The 16582-nt window shown below is 43.9% G+C and carries 15 protein-coding genes; 5 read left to right on the plus strand and 10 right to left on the minus strand.

Features of this window, described 5'->3' with window-relative positions:
- Positions 1-25 precede the first annotated feature (25 nt).
- From rseP to rimO, 7 genes are all read right to left on the minus strand, one after another.
- Positions 26-1381 carry an RIP metalloprotease RseP gene (rseP, locus tag BFN00_RS13840; protein ID WP_071852161.1) on the minus strand — a complete coding sequence of 452 codons (1356 nt, stop codon included), beginning with the start codon at positions 1379-1381 and terminating at the stop codon, positions 26-28.
- Between the two features lie 3 nt (positions 1382-1384).
- Entirely contained in the window at positions 1385-2581 is a 1197-nt protein-coding gene (gene ispC, locus BFN00_RS13845; RefSeq protein WP_005266614.1) for a 1-deoxy-D-xylulose-5-phosphate reductoisomerase, read from the minus strand.
- Positions 2582-3406, minus strand: a complete 825-nt coding sequence (locus tag BFN00_RS13850; protein ID WP_004279883.1) for a phosphatidate cytidylyltransferase — start codon at positions 3404-3406, stop codon at positions 2582-2584.
- Between the two features lie 3 nt (positions 3407-3409).
- Positions 3410-4162 (minus strand): polyprenyl diphosphate synthase, encoded by a 753-nt coding sequence (uppS, locus tag BFN00_RS13855; protein ID WP_005263065.1) that lies wholly within the window; start codon positions 4160-4162, stop codon positions 3410-3412.
- A 7-nt stretch (positions 4163-4169) separates the two neighbouring features.
- Positions 4170-4724 (minus strand): ribosome recycling factor, encoded by a 555-nt coding sequence (gene frr / locus BFN00_RS13860; RefSeq protein WP_004279885.1) that lies wholly within the window; start codon positions 4722-4724, stop codon positions 4170-4172.
- A gap of 80 nt (positions 4725-4804) precedes the next feature.
- Positions 4805-5533 carry a UMP kinase gene (pyrH, locus tag BFN00_RS13865; RefSeq protein ID WP_004279886.1) on the minus strand — a complete coding sequence of 243 codons (729 nt, stop codon included), beginning with the start codon at positions 5531-5533 and terminating at the stop codon, positions 4805-4807.
- A gap of 46 nt (positions 5534-5579) precedes the next feature.
- Positions 5580-6923 carry a 30S ribosomal protein S12 methylthiotransferase RimO gene (gene rimO / locus BFN00_RS13870; protein ID WP_005107200.1) on the minus strand — a complete coding sequence of 448 codons (1344 nt, stop codon included), beginning with the start codon at positions 6921-6923 and terminating at the stop codon, positions 5580-5582.
- A gap of 341 nt (positions 6924-7264) precedes the next feature.
- On the opposite strand from rimO, the gene glnL reads away from it, so the two are divergent.
- Positions 7265-8374, plus strand: coding sequence for a nitrogen regulation protein NR(II) (glnL, locus tag BFN00_RS13875; protein ID WP_005107202.1), 1110 nt, complete (start codon positions 7265-7267; stop codon positions 8372-8374).
- Complete coding sequence (glnG, locus tag BFN00_RS13880; RefSeq protein WP_071852162.1) at positions 8361-9836, plus strand: nitrogen regulation protein NR(I); 1476 nt, start codon at positions 8361-8363, stop codon at positions 9834-9836. Before glnL ends, glnG begins: the two co-directional genes overlap by 14 nt.
- Positions 9837-9885: 49 nt before the next feature.
- Here glnG and BFN00_RS13885 read toward each other — a convergent pair whose 3' ends face one another.
- The 3 genes from BFN00_RS13885 to mnmG all read right to left on the minus strand — a co-directional run bounded on the left by BFN00_RS13885 (position 9886) and on the right by mnmG (position 13746).
- Positions 9886-10212 (minus strand): hypothetical protein, encoded by a 327-nt coding sequence (locus BFN00_RS13885; protein WP_005100855.1) that lies wholly within the window; start codon positions 10210-10212, stop codon positions 9886-9888.
- A 133-nt stretch (positions 10213-10345) separates the two neighbouring features.
- Entirely contained in the window at positions 10346-11551 is a 1206-nt protein-coding gene (gene mhpT, locus BFN00_RS13890) for a 3-(3-hydroxy-phenyl)propionate transporter MhpT (protein ID WP_071852163.1), read from the minus strand.
- Between the two features lie 314 nt (positions 11552-11865).
- Positions 11866-13746 (minus strand): tRNA uridine-5-carboxymethylaminomethyl(34) synthesis enzyme MnmG, encoded by a 1881-nt coding sequence (gene mnmG, locus BFN00_RS13895; RefSeq protein ID WP_004279892.1) that lies wholly within the window; start codon positions 13744-13746, stop codon positions 11866-11868.
- 254 nt (positions 13747-14000) lie between these two features.
- On the opposite strand from mnmG, the gene BFN00_RS13900 reads away from it, so the two are divergent.
- The 3 genes from BFN00_RS13900 (at position 14001) to BFN00_RS13910 (ending at position 16477) form a co-directional block, all read left to right on the plus strand.
- Entirely contained in the window at positions 14001-14420 is a 420-nt protein-coding gene (locus BFN00_RS13900) for a hypothetical protein (protein ID WP_071852164.1), read from the plus strand.
- 194 nt (positions 14421-14614) lie between these two features.
- Complete coding sequence (locus BFN00_RS13905; RefSeq protein ID WP_071852165.1) at positions 14615-15502, plus strand: bile acid:sodium symporter family protein; 888 nt, start codon at positions 14615-14617, stop codon at positions 15500-15502.
- An 87-nt stretch (positions 15503-15589) separates the two neighbouring features.
- Positions 15590-16477, plus strand: a complete 888-nt coding sequence (locus BFN00_RS13910) for a bile acid:sodium symporter family protein (RefSeq protein ID WP_071852166.1) — start codon at positions 15590-15592, stop codon at positions 16475-16477.
- The last annotated feature ends 105 nt before the right edge of the window (positions 16478-16582 follow it).

Genomic DNA, 16582 nt, shown 5'->3' on the forward strand with positions numbered 1-16582 from the left:
CTGTTAATTTATTCCATTTACGTTGTTATAAACGCATAAAATCATTAAATAATGCCAGAAGCATCATACTGCCGAGCAGTACCATACCAATTTTTAGTCCAACCAATTGTATTTGTTCGGAAACAGGTTTACCACGAATTAATTCAACAAAATAGTAAACCAGATGTCCGCCATCAAGCATTGGAATGGGTAGTAGATTTAATATTCCTAAACTTACACTCATTAGCGCCATAAAGGAAATAAAAGTTTCCCAGCCCATTTCTGCGCTTTGTCCTGCCACTTTGGCAATGGTAATTGGACCTGATAAATTATCCAGACCAATCAGACCGCGTACCATTTTGACAATCGAGTTCAGAATCATCGAAGATAAATGTGCTGTTTTATCAAATGCCATTACCAGTGCTTCGCCTGGCGAGTAATGAATGGTCTGTTTATATTCTGCAGGAATGTTCAGTTTACCCGGATCGCTTTGTACGCCCAGCATACCAGTCACATTGCCCATATTGTCACGTTTACCTTGTGGCATGACTTCCAGCTGAACCACCTGATTTTCGCGTAGTACATCCATTTTGAGTAATTTTTCTGGAGATGCCTGTACCACCTGCACCACATCAAACCAGTCTTTCATCTGAACGCCGTCAATGGCCAGAATCTTGTCGCCTTCTTTCAAACCTTGACGGATGGCTGCACCATCTTCACTCAGTTTGCTGATCACTGCCGGAATTTCTGGCCGATAAGGCAAGAAACCCAGGCTTTCTAGTGGCGATTGACTTTGATCTTTTAAATAGTTTTGAATCGGCAACTGGAACAATTTGTTTTCACCAGCGCGATCTGCCTGAATAGAAACCACACCAGTTTCACCAACACGATCCACCAAGGCATAACTGAGTTTTTCCCAGGTTTCCACCTGAGTACCATCCACAGCTACAATTTTGTCGCCCGGCTGCATTTGTACGGTTGCAGCAGGCGTATTTGGTAAAATTTTGCCTACACGGGTATTGAGCTGTTCTTGTGCCGGTAAAAATAACACCCAGAATAGAAGAACTGCAAAAATCAGGTTGATTAATGGTCCCGCTGCCACGATGGCGATTCGTTTCCACGGATGCTGACGATTGAAGGCTTTGGGTAAGTCCTCTTCAGAGACATTACCTTCGCGTTCATCCAGCATCTTGACATAGCCACCCAAAGGCAAGGCAGACAATTGATACTGAATTCCGGATTTTTTCGAGGTCCATTTTAATAATGTTGGCCCAAATCCAATGGAATAGACCAATACTTTAACGCCCAGTTTACGCGCCACAATATAGTGACCGAACTCATGAATCGCAATTAAGGGACCGAGTAAGAGAATTGCAGCGGCAATCATAAACAAGGCATTCATATCTTAACTTCCTTTATTCACAACATATTGCTGTGATAAACCTCGCGCCATTTGATCTGCTTGCAAGATAGCCTCCAGATCATGTGCGGGTTGATTGTCCATCTGATTTAGGACGTGCTCAACTACCTGAGGAATTTGGGTAAATCTGATCTGTTGATTTAAAAATGCAGCAACTGCAATTTCATTGGCCGCATTTAAAATTGTCGGTGCAATTCCGCCACTCTGCATGGCCTGACGGGCCAATTTTAATGCAGGGAAACGGAGCATATCCGGTTCTTGAAAATTAAGTTGTGAATGCATAAACAGATCCAGTGGCGCCACATGCGTACTAATACGCTCAGGCCATGCCAAAGCATGTGCAATAGGCGTGCCCATATCCGGATTACCCATTTGTGCCAAAGTCGAACCATCAACGTATTGAACCATGGAGTGAATAATACTCTGTGGATGCACAACAACTGTAACAAATTGTTCTTGAACTGCAAACAAATGACAGGCTTCGATCAATTCTAAGCCTTTATTCATCAAGGTAGCAGAATCGACTGAAATTTTTTGACCCATGGACCAGTTAGGATGCTTGCAAGCTTGGGCAGGTGTGACCTCTTCAAGTTGCTGTATGCTGTGGTTCAGAAACGGCCCACCCGACGCGGTCAGCAGAATCTGGGATACACCCAGTTTGGGCTTGCCATGACGCTCTGCCTCAAAATAATGCGGTGGCAGACATTGGAAAATCGCGTTATGTTCGGAGTCAACGGGAAGCAATAAGGCACCATGATCGCGCGCTGCCTGCATCATGATGTCACCTGACATCACCAAGGCTTCTTTATTGGCCAGCAGTACGCGTTTACCCGCTTTCACTGCAGCCAATGTCGGCAACAAGCCTGCAGCACCGACAATTGCCGCCATAACGATATCAACATCCGCGTGTTCAGCCACAGCGATTAAACCGGCTTCATCTTGCAGAATTTCAATATCAGATAAATGGTGTTGCTGAAGTAGTTTTGAAAGTTCATCTACTTTTTCAGCCGGCACCACCACCACTTTAGGACAGTATTGCCGGCAAATTTCAACCAGCTCCTCGATACGACTTTGCGCGGTCACAGCAAAAACCGAGTATGCTTCAGGATGTCGCTGCAAGATTTTTAAAGTACTTTGACCAATTGAACCTGTAGCACCCAGTATACAAACTGCTTGTGACATTTATAAATCTACACCAATAAGTTTTAAAACAGCCATACCTGCTGCAAAGATTGGAGCTGCAGCAAGCAAAGAATCAATACGATCCAGTACTCCGCCATGTCCTGGCAAAATTCGACCTGAATCCTTAATACCGGCACGACGTTTGATCATGGATTCAAACAGGTCACCCAGTACCGAACTAAATACTGTAACGACAGATAGAATCAGAAATAAAATCAGTTCTGGCCAAGTCATATCCAGATAAAGCAAGGCAACTGCCGTCACGATCAGCATTGAAGTAACGATACCGCCATACAGCCCTTCTACGGATTTATTAGGACTAACATTCGGCGCCAGCTTTTTCTTGCCAAATTTACGACCCACAAAATATGCACCACTATCTGCACCCCATACCAGTAAAAACAGGTACATCAGCCACCACGGTGAACTTTGCCAGACAGAGAAAATTGCAGTAACCGCAGCAGAGATCAGAACTACGCCGATTCCGTGCAGGCTGGCGTTGTACCAGCCATCATATTCAGGATAGGTTTTAACCCAGTAAATACTGAGCAACCAGGTAATTATAGAAGCTACCCATAACAATAAGGCAACTTCGGCAAAATACAATGCCAAAGCTGAAAGTGCCGCAGTGAGCACTCCATATCCCCAAGCAACAGGTTTGATGACATGTTTAAATTTTCGCGGCATGAGTTTGAACCACTCATAGCCGGCCACCCCTGCAGCAAGAACCATCAATACAAACATTGGATAATGTGATTCGGTAGCAAACATACAGCTCAGTACCACTGCTACCAACACCAATGCGGTTATAATCCGCTCAAACATGTATTAATTCTCAAGTTTTTCCTGATGAATCTGTTCTGATGTTTTACCAAAACGACGTTCACGCCCACCAAATACGGCAAGTGCATCATCAAGTTCTTCGACGGTAAATTCTGGCCATAGCGTCTCAGTGAAATACAGCTCTGCATAGGCTGCCTGCCACAACAGGAAATTCGACAGACGGAAATCTCCACCCGTACGAATCAGCAGATCAACTGCAGGTAAATCACCGAGGCTGACATATTGACCAAATACATCAGTATTAATTGCATCAAGATCTAATTTATTTGTTAAAACATCGCTGGCAATTCGCTGTGCAGCTTGTGCCATATCCCACATACCACCATAACTGATTGCAATAGTGAGTGTCATACTATTGAAATTAGCAGTCCTTTGTTCGGCATGCAACATAAGCCCCTGTAATTCTGGGGACAAACGGCTGCGATCACCGATAAAGCGTAAGGCAATATTGAATTTTTCCATGCGGGGTAATTGTTCATGAATGGTATCAACCAGCAACTTCATGAGCAATTCGACTTCAAACTGTGGACGATTCCAGTTTTCACTGGAAAAAGCAAATACAGTTAAAGCCTGGATATTTCTTTTTTTACAGTGTTCAACAATCGGATCCAGAACCGTTTTTCCTTCACGGTGTCCATCACCTTTCTGCATCTGATTTTTTTTGGCAAAACGATTGTTGCCATCCATAATGATGGCAACATGTTTCGGAAGACGGGGATTTTCTTCAGCAACGGTCATCGATGAATTAGACCTTCATCAATTCAGCTTCTTTCGCAGCCAAGCGCTTGTCAACTTCAGCAACAAATTTGTCCGTAATTTTCTGGATTTCGTCAGCAGCACGACGCTCTTCGTCTTCAGAAATTTCTTTTTCTTTCAGCAAAGCTTTGATATCACCCAATACATCACGGCGAATGTTACGGATCGCCACTTTGGCATTCTCTGCTTCATTACGCGCAACTTTCTGCATGTCACGACGCGTTTCTTCAGTCAACGCAGCCATCGGTACACGAATCGCATCTGCTGTAATCGGGTTCAGACCCAAGTCAGATTCACGAATCGCTTTATCAATTGCAGAAACCATTGAACGTTCGAAAGGCTGGATTAACAAAGTACGTGAATCTTCAACACCTACGTTTGCCACCTGGTTCAATGGAACGTCTGAACCATAGTAAGAAACCATCACGTTATTTAAAATTGATGGATGCGCACGACCGGTACGAACTTTTGCAAAACCATGCTCTAGAGATTCTAGAGTTTTGTTCATACGGTCTTCGCTGTCTTTTTTAAGATCGTTAATCATATGATCTTCCTTACTTAATTCTTGAAAAGAGGTTATTACTAAATTAGCGTGTAGTATAAAGTGCTTTGGTGCTCACGTCATTAATTGGTAACGTGAGTCCCTTCTTTTTCACCCATCACAACGGAAAGCAATGCGCCAGATTTATTCATATCGAATACTTGTAGCGGCACATTGTGATCACGACATAAACAGATTGCAGTTAAGTCCATCACACCCAGCTTTTCGTCCAGAACTTGGTCAAAAGTCAATGTGTCATATTTAACCGCATCATCATATTTGCTTGGATCTTTATTATATACGCCATCAACTTTGGTCGCTTTCAAGATCAAGTCTGATTCGATTTCAATACCACGTAAACAGGCAGCAGTATCTGTCGTAAAGAACGGATTACCTGTACCTGCCACGAATACACACACTTCACCCTGAGTCAGGTGACGGATTGCATCACGGCTTGAGTAAGACTCAACCACAGCACCAATTGGCAATGCAGACATTAAACGGGTTTTAATATTACGGCGCACCAAAGCGTCGCGAAGTGCCAAACCATTCATGACTGTAGCCAGCATACCCATCTGATCGCCAGTTACACGGCCAACCAGACCATCTTTTTGTAGCTGGCTACCGCGATACAGGTTACCACCACCCACAACAATACCTACTTGTACGCCTAAACCCACGAGGTGCGCAATAGAAAGTGACATCTGATCGAGCACTTGTGCATCGATCCCCATGTCTTTATTGCCTGCCAGCGCTTCACCAGAAAGCTTTAACAGGATGCGACCAAAGCGTGGCTTTTTAGAATCCAACATCATCAAACTCCAAACTATTCAATTTAATTTTTTTTAATTCAAAATCTTAAGCAGACTTGATTGAAATGAGTTTTGCGTACAGATCGTATTCATCTGCATCGGTAATCTCGACTTCAAGTAAATCCCCTGCCTTAATGACGCTTTTATCGATATCTTCAACAAAAACATTGCCATCAATTTCAGGTGCATCTGCATAAGAACGCGCAACCGCTACCGGGAATTCGTCTTCCAGGTCATCTACCAGCACAGTCATGGTCTGACCGATACGTTTTTGGAGTTTGGCTGCCGAGATTTCTTGCTGAACCTGCATGAAACGCTCATAACGCTCTTGTTTAATTTCTTCAGGAACGTGATCTGGCAAATCATTTGCGGTCGCGCCTTCAACTGGCGAATAGGTGAAACATCCCACACGATCCAGCTGGGCTTCTTTCAACCAGTCCAGCAACATCTGGAAGTCTTCTTCAGTTTCACCCGGGAAGCCCACCACGAATGTTGAACGCAACACCAGATCAGGACATTTCTCGCGCCAGATTTTCAAACGCTCCAGTGTGTTTTCACTGTGCGCAGGTCGTTTCATCAGTTTGAGAATTTTTGGACTTGCATGCTGGAATGGAATATCCAGGTAAGGCAGGATTTTGCCTTGTGCCATCAGGTCAATTACTGCATCTACATGCGGATACGGGTAAACATAGTGCAAACGCACCCAGATTCCCAACTGACCTAATGCTTCACACATGTCATAGAATTTGGTTTTAACCGGCTGGCCATTCCAGAAATCCAGCTTGTATTTCGTGTCCAGGCCATAAGCAGAAGTATCCTGGGAGATAACGAGTACTTCTTTTACACCGGCACGTTTCAGCGCTGCAGCTTCATCAAGCACAGAACCGACTGGACGTGAAACCAGATCGCCACGCATGCTTGGAATAATACAGAAAGTACAACGATGGTTGCAGCCTTCGGATATTTTCAGATAAGCATAGTGTTTTGGCGTCAGGCGGATGCCTTGTTCTGGAACCAGATCAATAAATGGATTGTGTTTTGGCGGCTCAGGCACGTATTGATGAACCGCATCCATAACTTCTTTATATGCCGCTGCACCTGTCACTTTCAGGACATTGGGATGCATTTGGCGAATCTTGTCTTCGTCTTTACCTAGACAACCTGTTACGATCACGCGACCATTCGCGCTCATCGCCTCACCAATCGCATCTAGCGATTCTTGCACTGCGGATTCAATGAAACCACAGGTATTTACTACAACTAAATCAGCACCGTCATAATCCGAAGCGACGTCATAACCTTCAGTCTTTAACTGGGTTAAAATACGTTCAGAATCTACCAATGCCTTAGGACAACCTAAAGATACAAAACCGACTTTGGGGGACTTCATGAATTTTCGCTCTACTAGAATGCGCGTATTGTATGTCTTTTCGCATCATAAAAATAGTTGAAAACCTGACTCTTTGCATCATGCACTAAAATATTGCCATAAAATATTCAACATACTTACCAATGCACCAAAATGAATCATTTTAGATTTACAGCCTCAATTTAATCCGCTATATCTAAGATGAATTGTGTTGCTCTGTCACATTTCTGCATTTCATCGCAATAAATAATCTCTAGTCATAAAAGTTGGCGTGCATCTTGCATCAAATCAGAACTTAAAATTGATTAAATTGCTTTATGAAGATGCCATTGCGCCATTTTAATACAGGAACAAACCCGCGAATGGATCAAATTATTCCGATCGACTATCGTGCTTTAGTGGACAATATGACCACGTGTATCTTATTGATAGACCGCGATCTTAATATTTATTATCTGAATTCTGCCTGTGAAGCCTTATTTGATGTGAGCTTATTCCGCGCGAGCGGCACATCCGTGCTCAATATTTTGCAAAACCCGACAGATGAGTTTAATACCGAAGAAGCCCTGAATAATACTTTAACTACGGGACAGCCTTATACACGCCGCGAAGCCACTATTCTGGTCAACTTTAAAGACATTCATGTTGACTACACTGTTTCTCAGCTAAATCTGGGCAAACCTTATCATCCGCTACTGCTCATCGAACTCAATCCTCGCGATCGCATGTTAAAAATCTCTCGTGAAGAAAATCTGCTGCAACAGCATCAGGTAGCGCGTCAGCTGATTCGCGGTGTTGCGCATGAAATCAAGAATCCCTTGGGTGGCATTCGCGGGGCGACTCAACTCCTGGCACGCAGTTTGAATGATCCACAATACAAAGAATTTACCGACATTATTATTAGCGAAGTGGATCGACTCAGAAATCTGGCCGATACCATGCTCGGTTCACGCCAGCTTCCGAGCTATGAACTGGTCAATGTGCATGAACCTCTGGAACGGGTGCGTTCACTGATTGCCAATCAGACCAAAAAGAAAATCAAGATTACCCGGGATTACGACCTGTCCTTGCCTGAAGTGCTGGCAGACCGTGATCAATTGATTCAGGTCATTTTGAATATTTGCGCCAATGCCGTACAGGCCATGACCGAGAACAAGGAGTTCTTTGTCGAACATCAACCGGAACTGATTTTAAGAACCCGGATTCAGCGTCTCTTTACCATTAACGGGGTGATTCACCGCTCTGTAGTAAGGATTGATATTGAAGATAATGGCCCAGGTGTTCCGGAAGAGATTATCGAATCGGTGTTTTATCCGCTGGTCACCAGCCGTGCCAAAGGGACCGGACTGGGCCTCAGTATTGCTCAAAATATTATTCATCAGCACAACGGCATGATCGAGTGTCAGTCGGTAGCTGGAAAAACCGTCTTTAGCTTATATTTACCTTGGGAGTCGAATCATGTCGCGAAATAAAATATGGGTGATTGATGACGATCGTGCCATGCGCTGGGTACTGGAAAAGACCTTTAAAGAAGAAGGTCTGGATGTTACCAGTTTTGAAGAAGCACAATCTGCACTGGATCAACTGAGTCTGGAAGCACCCGATGTGATTCTGACCGACATCCGTATGCCTGGGATTGATGGTCTTACCTTCCTGGGCAAGGTCAAACACAATTATCCTGACTTGCCTGTGATTATTATGACGGCGCATTCAGACTTGGAGTCGGCTGTATCCAGTTATCAAACTGGTGCTTTTGAATATCTGCCTAAGCCTTTTGATATTGATGAAGCACTGGCGCTGGTAAATCGTGCAATTTTACATATCACCAAGCTGCAGCAGCAGGAGTCCGCAAAGACTGCCCCGCCGATTCAATCTACAGAGATTATTGGTGAATCGCCTGCCATGCAGGAAGTGTTTCGTGCCATTGGCCGTTTATCACAATCGCATATTACCGTGTTGATTAATGGTGAGTCTGGTACAGGTAAAGAACTGGTAGCGCATGCCCTGCATCGTCATTCACCACGCAGCTCAAAACCTTTTATTGCCCTCAATATGGCGGCGATTCCAAAAGACCTGATCGAAACTGAACTTTTCGGCCATGAGAAAGGTGCATTTACCGGTGCTAATACCCAGCGCCAAGGTCGTTTTGAACAGGCAAATGGCGGTACGCTGTTTTTAGATGAAATTGGCGATATGCCATTTGAGACCCAGACCCGTTTATTGCGTGTCCTAGCCGATGGAGAGTTCTACCGAGTTGGCGGTCATATTCCGGTTAAGGTCGATGTGCGTATCGTGGCTGCAACACATCAGGATTTGGAAAAACTGGTCCATGATGGTCGTTTCCGTGAAGACTTATATCACCGCCTGAATGTAATTCGTATTCATATTCCAAAACTGGCACATCGTAGTGAAGATATTCCGATGCTGGCGCAGCATTTTCTGGCACGTGCCGGTAAAGAACTTGGGGTCAATCCAAAGATATTACGTCCTGAAACCCAAGAATATATGCAGAAATTGCCATGGCAAGGTAATGTGCGTCAACTTGAAAATACCTGTCGCTGGCTGACAGTAATGATCACAGGCCGTGAAGTCTATCCTGAAGACTTGCCACCTGAACTAAAACAGATTCCAATTCATCAGCAGGATCCGGGCGCGCCAATTCCAACGCTGAACCAGATCGCACCGCATCACTGGGATGAATTACTGGGTCAATGGGCGATGCAGAAACTCAAAAACGGTGAAATGAAACTTCTGGATGTTGCGACGCCGATGTTTGAACGCACCTTGATTAATGCAGCCTTGCAACAAACCCGTGGCCGTAAACGTCATGCCGCAGAACTTTTAGGTTGGGGTCGTAATACTTTAACGCGCAAGCTTAAAGAACTGGGCATGGATACTACGGATGATGAAATCGAAGAAGAAATAGAAAGTTAATCTTTCCATATAAAAAAGCGCCGATTGGCGCTTTTTTATTGATGATGATTTATGCAGTAAAACCCACATAGCGGAAATACCCATCTATGCCCAGATCAGACTTATATATCAGATAATCTGGATAAGTCGCCTGGGTGATTTCATCCAGCATATTCACCTGATCATCATTGGCATGCAGATCATCTACAGAACGCGGCATGCTGTGCTCGAATTCATCGGTCATATATTCAAAGCCGATATCCATGGCAATAAACAGGGTATGCTCACAAGGTTGCACATATTGCTCTTCTGCCCAATCAATCACGTTGTGCTGACAATGTGGACAGGCAATATTATCAGTGGCCTGAATCGAGAGTGGAATAAGTTGATAAGCCATATAAAAATCAATCTGTTTGCTATTCGTATATTTTAGCAAATTTTATGGACTGACTTTATTCAATTAAAAGTCTCGACGATAAAAAAGGGAATTTTCAGATTCCCTTTTTGTATTGATAGATCTCAATGATTAATTACTTATGAGCAGCCTTATAACGTGATAGTGCAGTGACGGCTACTGCCGATACGACCACTGCTGGTAAACTTGCCACAAGAATACCTGTGGTGCCCAAACCTAATGCCAGAATTTTTCCAGTTAATAATGGTCCAGTCATCGCCCCTAAACGCCCTAAAGAGATCGCACTGCCCACGCCTGTCACTTTGCCTGCGCCTGAGTAAAAAATCGGTGAGATCCCATATAGAATAGATTGACCACCCGTAGAGAAAATGCCACCCATGACTCCCGCCAAAATTAATAACGGAATAGAAGTTGTGGTGAATAACAATACCAAGGCAACAAACAAGCCACTATAAATGATGGTCGCCATTTGCCAAAGCTTTAAACGATCCAGTAAATAACCTAGGCTCAGGGTTCCAATAACCGCGCCCACCTGGAACACCAACATCACCAGAAATGCCTGTTGTTTCTGCAAACCTTGTTCCATAAGCAAGTTAGGCAACCAGCTGATCAAAATATAATTGATCATGAGGGTAAAAAAGAAACCAACCCAAAGAGGTAATGTATTTCTATACTGTCGCTGCTTGAACAAAACTTCAGCCATTCCCGGTACAGCTTCGCCAGAAACCGGCGCTTCCGCATTCATTTTAGGCTTATCTTTAAGAATAAACGCCATCAATGGAAGCAATACCAAAGGCGTTAATCCCCCAATCAGGAATAAGGTTTGCCATTGAATATCCGGAAGCAGCATGGCCAGACCGGCAACAAAGATCGCCCCTACCGGCAAACCACAATACATCAGACTATTTAGCTTGCCACGGTTGGCTTCCGTTGCTTCATCACCGACGACTGAAATCATGGTTGGCATTGCCGCACCTAAACCCAAACCAGCAAAGAAACGCGCTGCATATAAAACTTCGATGCTTGGCGCAATTGCAGTCAACGACATGAACAGACCAAAAATAGTCACAGAAAGCATTAGGACTTTCTTTTGTCCTAGATAATCTGCAATACGTCCGCCAAAGAATGCGCCAAACAGCATTCCAAAGACACCCAGACTAAATACATAGCCCATTTGGATTTGATCTAAACCAAAGCTTGCTGCAATTCCTTTCGCCGCAATCCCGGGAGCTTGAAGGTCAAAACCTTCAAAAAATGCGACCCAGAAACATAAGAATATCGTTAATATTTTTTGGGCTTTTTCGCTGTATGACTGTGCCATGACTGATCTCCATCAATAATTCACAAACCGTTTGATAGTCTGACGATCCGTTGCATTATTCTTAACCTAATCTTGATAGAGAAATAGCACGACAATAGTCGGGTTTAAGCTATCCATTCAAACCCAGCAATAGCCAAATTAGACTTAAAAGCTTGCACAGACAGAGTTTTTAAATATTAATTATTTTTATTGTTTAAATTTATCAATAACTTATTTTAATAGTAGTTTTTTACAATCAAACCATAGTCAAAGCTTATCCAGAAAATTTTCCTATAAAAAAGCCCGCTTAACGCGGGCTTTTCTAGCTCAAAATCTTAAGCAGATTTCTTTGCTTGTGCATTCTTACGAATTGTAATCATCACCAGTTGAACTGCTGCAGGCGTTACACCCGGAATACGACTGGCTTGCGCCAATGTTTCAGGACGAACATCTTTCAGTTTCAGAGTAATTTCACGGGACAGACCCGACACGATGTCATAATCAAAATCCGCAGGAATACGGGTTTCTTCCAGACGTTTCATTTGTGCCACGTCTTCATGCTGACGGTTAATATAACCCGCATATTTCACTGCAATTTCAATTTGCTCACCGACAAATGGTGATACTTCAGAATTGGTTAACTCTGCAATTTGAGCAAATGAAATATTTGGACGTTTCAACAAATCGATCGCCGAACATTCTTTAGACAGGTCTGCACCGGTCATCTCAACGAATTTCTTGCCCATTGGATTGTTTGGTGCAGCCCACAGGTGTTGTAAACGACCCGTTTCTTTTTCTACTGCTTCCATTTTCTCACAGTACACTGCCCAACGTGCATCATCCACCAGACCCATTTCACGACCAATTGCGGTTAAACGCTGATCTGCGTTATCTTCACGCAGCATCAAACGGTATTCGGCACGTGAGGTAAACATGCGGTACGGTTCTTTGGTACCCAATGTGATCAGGTCATCAACCAGAACGCCCATGTACGCTTCATCACGTTTTGGTGTCCACTGTTCCTGATCCCAAGCACGACGTGCTGCGTTCAAGCCTGCAAGCAAACCCTGTGCACCCGCTTCTTCATAACCGGTAGTACCATTAATTTGACCCGCGAAGTACAGGTTATTGATGGCTTTAGTCTCAAGCGTGAACTTTAACGCTTGTGGGTTGAAGTAATCGTATTCAATGGCATAGCCCGGACGAAGAATGTGCGCATTTTCCATACCACGGATCGAGCGAACCAGTTCAAACTGAACGTCGAACGGTAAAGAAGTCGAAATACCATTTGGATAAAGCTCATGTGTATCCAAGCCTTCAGGCTCCAAGAAGACTTGGTGAGAATCTTTATCGGCAAAACGGTGAATCTTATCTTCAATCGATGGGCAATAACGTGGTCCAACACCTTCGATCACACCCGTGTACATCGGTGAACGGTCTAAACCGCCACGAATGATTTCATGCGTGCGTTCATTGGTATGCGTGATATAGCAATTTACCTGCTCAGGATGCATAGACACATCCCCCATGAATGACATGGTCGGAGATGGGAAATCACCCGGCTGTGGTGTCATCACAGAGAAATCCACTGAACGCGCGTCAATACGTGGTGGTGTACCTGTTTTTAAACGACCTACTGGCAAGTTTAATTCACGCAAACGATGTGCAAGTGAAATAGATGGCGGATCACCAGCACGACCACCGCTAGATTTCTCCAGACCAACGTGGATGACACCACCTAAGAATGTACCTGCTGTCAGCACCACAGTTTTCGCATCAAAACGGATACCCATTTGGGTAACCACACCTTTAACGGTATCGCCTTCAACAATCAGGTCATCTGCGGCTTGCTGAAAAATATCAAGGTTTGCTTGGTTTTCTAATGTTTCGCGAATAGCCGCCTTATAACGTACACGGTCCGCCTGCGCACGTGTTGCACGTACTGCAGCACCTTTACGCGAGTTCAAAATACGGAATTGAATACCGCCTTTATCGGCAGCCAGTGCCATCGCACCGCCCAAGGCATCAATTTCACGCACCAAATGCGATTTACCAATACCACCGATGGCCGGGTTACAGCTCATCTGCCCTAAAGTCTCAATGTTATGAGTTAAGAGTAAAGTCTGTCGACCCATACGCGCTGCAGCCAGAGCCGCTTCCGTACCGGCGTGACCGCCACCGATAACAATGACATCGTATACTTTAGGATAATGCATAGTGGTAATTGAGAGATAAAAAAGAATAGCTGAGCATTATAGCAAATTTCACTCTAAAGTAGACAAATTCAGTTGAATTTATCCTGAGATAAATCGCACTTAACTCGCATAACAATAAAGCACTGTAATTTAACTTTGCAGAGGAACTATATAAATTAAACATATAAGCTGAGAAATTTACTCGATTTGCATTGTTTAATCTCGCGCATTTTTTAATCTATATGTTGGTTACATTACAAACAAAGGTATAAAAGATGAATAAGAATATTTTCCTCTCAACCGTTCTATGTGGTTTATGTTTTGCGCCATTTGCTGCATCAGCGAATGATAAGGTCGAAACCATTTATAATGCACAAAAGTACCAACAGGTTTGTAAAGGCAAATCCCAAGGTGCACAAGTCAGTTTTGCCCATCGCGGCATTATCTGGAATGGTACCTGTGAACCGCAGTTTTTCGCTTCATCCAAAAACGCTTCAATCAAAGGCGATGAAGCCGAACTCATGAGTACTTGTAGCGGCAACAGTGGTGCAACCACTGCCACCATTAATGGTGCCGAAGTCAAAGGTAAATGTGCATTAGGCTTTATGCCACCACGCCCTCAGGGACAATCTCAGATGCAAAGTCAGCCAATGCAGCCACCGATGCAAAGCCAACCAATGCAGAGCATCAGATGAACCAGCCAGCACAGCCTGACTCACCAATGCAAGGCCAGCCAGGTATGTAGCCGATATATATCTAAATAGTTTAGATTTCAAGTAAAAGCTTTGACGGGCAAAGTGACTGCATTTTGCCCGTTTTTTATTGCTTATTTATTCATCTAGGCTAAACTCAAAATATATCTATAAATGTATAATAAAAAGGCAAATTCATGGATTCGGGGTTTTTTAGCGTTTTTTTGCCAATTACATTGGCAATCATGATGATGGGGCTGGGGCTAGAACTCACCATCAAAGATTTCCTGCGCTTAAGTCGCTATCCTAAAGTCATTTTTATTACTTTATTTGCGCAGTTAGTCCTATTACCCAGCGTTGCTTTTTTTATTTGTCTGATTTTGGACTTGCCCGCTTTGCTTGCTGTAGGTCTGATGTTGCTAGCCGCCTCACCTGGCGGCCCAACCGCGAACCTGTTTAGCTACATATATAAAGGTGATGTGGCACTGAATATTACTCTAACCGCCATTAATACCATCATCTCTATTTTTACCCTGCCCTTTATTATCAATCTATCCTTACACTACTTTATGAGTCATGACTCAAACGTGACTTTTCCAGTTGAAAAGATTGTGCAGGTGTTTTTAATTACCTTGATTCCCGTGATCATGGGTATGCTGCTTCGGGCCAAATTTCCAAACCTGTCGATTACTGTCAGCAGGCCCATGCGCTTACTCTCTATCGGTTTTCTAACCATCCTATTCATATTCGCCATTTTCAGAGAACGTTCGAATTTGGTCGAATACTTTGCCAATATTGGTACAGCAACTGCGATTTTATGTTTTTCCAGCCTGTTTATTGGCTATTGCATCCCTCTACTCATGGGCATTCCTGAGAAAATGGCACGCGCCTGTACCTTTGAAATCGGCATTCATAACACAGCCATTGCCCTAACCATTGCGATTTCGGTTCTGAATAATGTCACGATGGCCATTCCAGCAGGCATTTATACAATTTTCATGTACAGTTTCGCGACCATTTTCGGTGTGCTGATTAGCCGCCAGCAAGTGGTATATAGTAATAAAAGTCGTTTATCAGATTTGTAATTTATTTGGCTGATTCTGCTATAAGGCCGTATGCTTTTCTAAAGAAAATCAGAAGTATTAAAACAATTTTCGACAAGGAGCATACAGATGGATTCTGGCCTTATAACGATATTACTGCCGCTGGCACTTGCAATCATCATGATGGGACTGGGCCTTGAACTGACGCCTCGGGACTTTAGCCGTGTCACTCGCCACCCCAAAGCCGTATTTATAGCATTGTTCTGCCAACTGGTTGTTCTGGTTGGCATTGCCTTTTTGCTTTGCAAACTATTCGCTTTAACCCCATTGCTCTCGGTCGGGTTGATGCTCCTGGCGGCTTCGCCCGGGGGTGCAACGGCCAACCTGTTTAGCTATCTGTTTAAAGGTGACTTAGCCCTCAATATCACTTTGACTGCTATCAACTCAGTCATCGCAGCAATTACCTTACCTTTAATTATTAATTTTTCGATCATGCATTTTATGCAGGATAGCCAGCAAGTTGGCCTGCAATTCGGCAAGATTCTGCAAGTCTTTGCGATCATCCTGATTCCGGTGGGAATTGGCATGTTGATTCGGCGCTATGCACCAGGCGTGACCGCAAAACTGAATCGGCCGCTGCGGATTTTTTCGATTGGCTTTTTGGTGCTGATTATTATTGCCACACTCATCAAAGAGCGCAGCAATATCGGTGAATACTTGACCCAGGTGGGTCTGGCGACTGCCTTGTTCTGCATCCTGAGCCTGAGTATTGGTTATCTGATTCCGCGACTACTGAATATTAATAGCGCTCAAGCCCGTGCCAGTGCATTTGAAATTGGCATTCATAACAGCACCCTCGCCATGACCATTGCCCTGACCGTGATTGGCAGTGCTGCTGTGGCGATGCCAGCCGCGGTTTATTCTATCTTTATGTATATCTTTGCTGCAATTTTTGGCAGTCTGTTGAACCGGCTTGCACCACTCCCGGCGCAAACACCTTTAACGAATCTGGATTAGATAAGCTCTGGAACTGTTCAAAGGATGCCTCAGGCATCCTTTTTATTTTGGGAATGGATCAAGAAGATAGCAGCGTTGAGTCTGAACTTCCGTTACAATAGCTTT

The organism is Acinetobacter sp. AR2-3 (genome assembly GCF_001878775.1).
GTDB lineage: Bacteria > Pseudomonadota > Gammaproteobacteria > Pseudomonadales > Moraxellaceae > Acinetobacter > Acinetobacter lwoffii_D.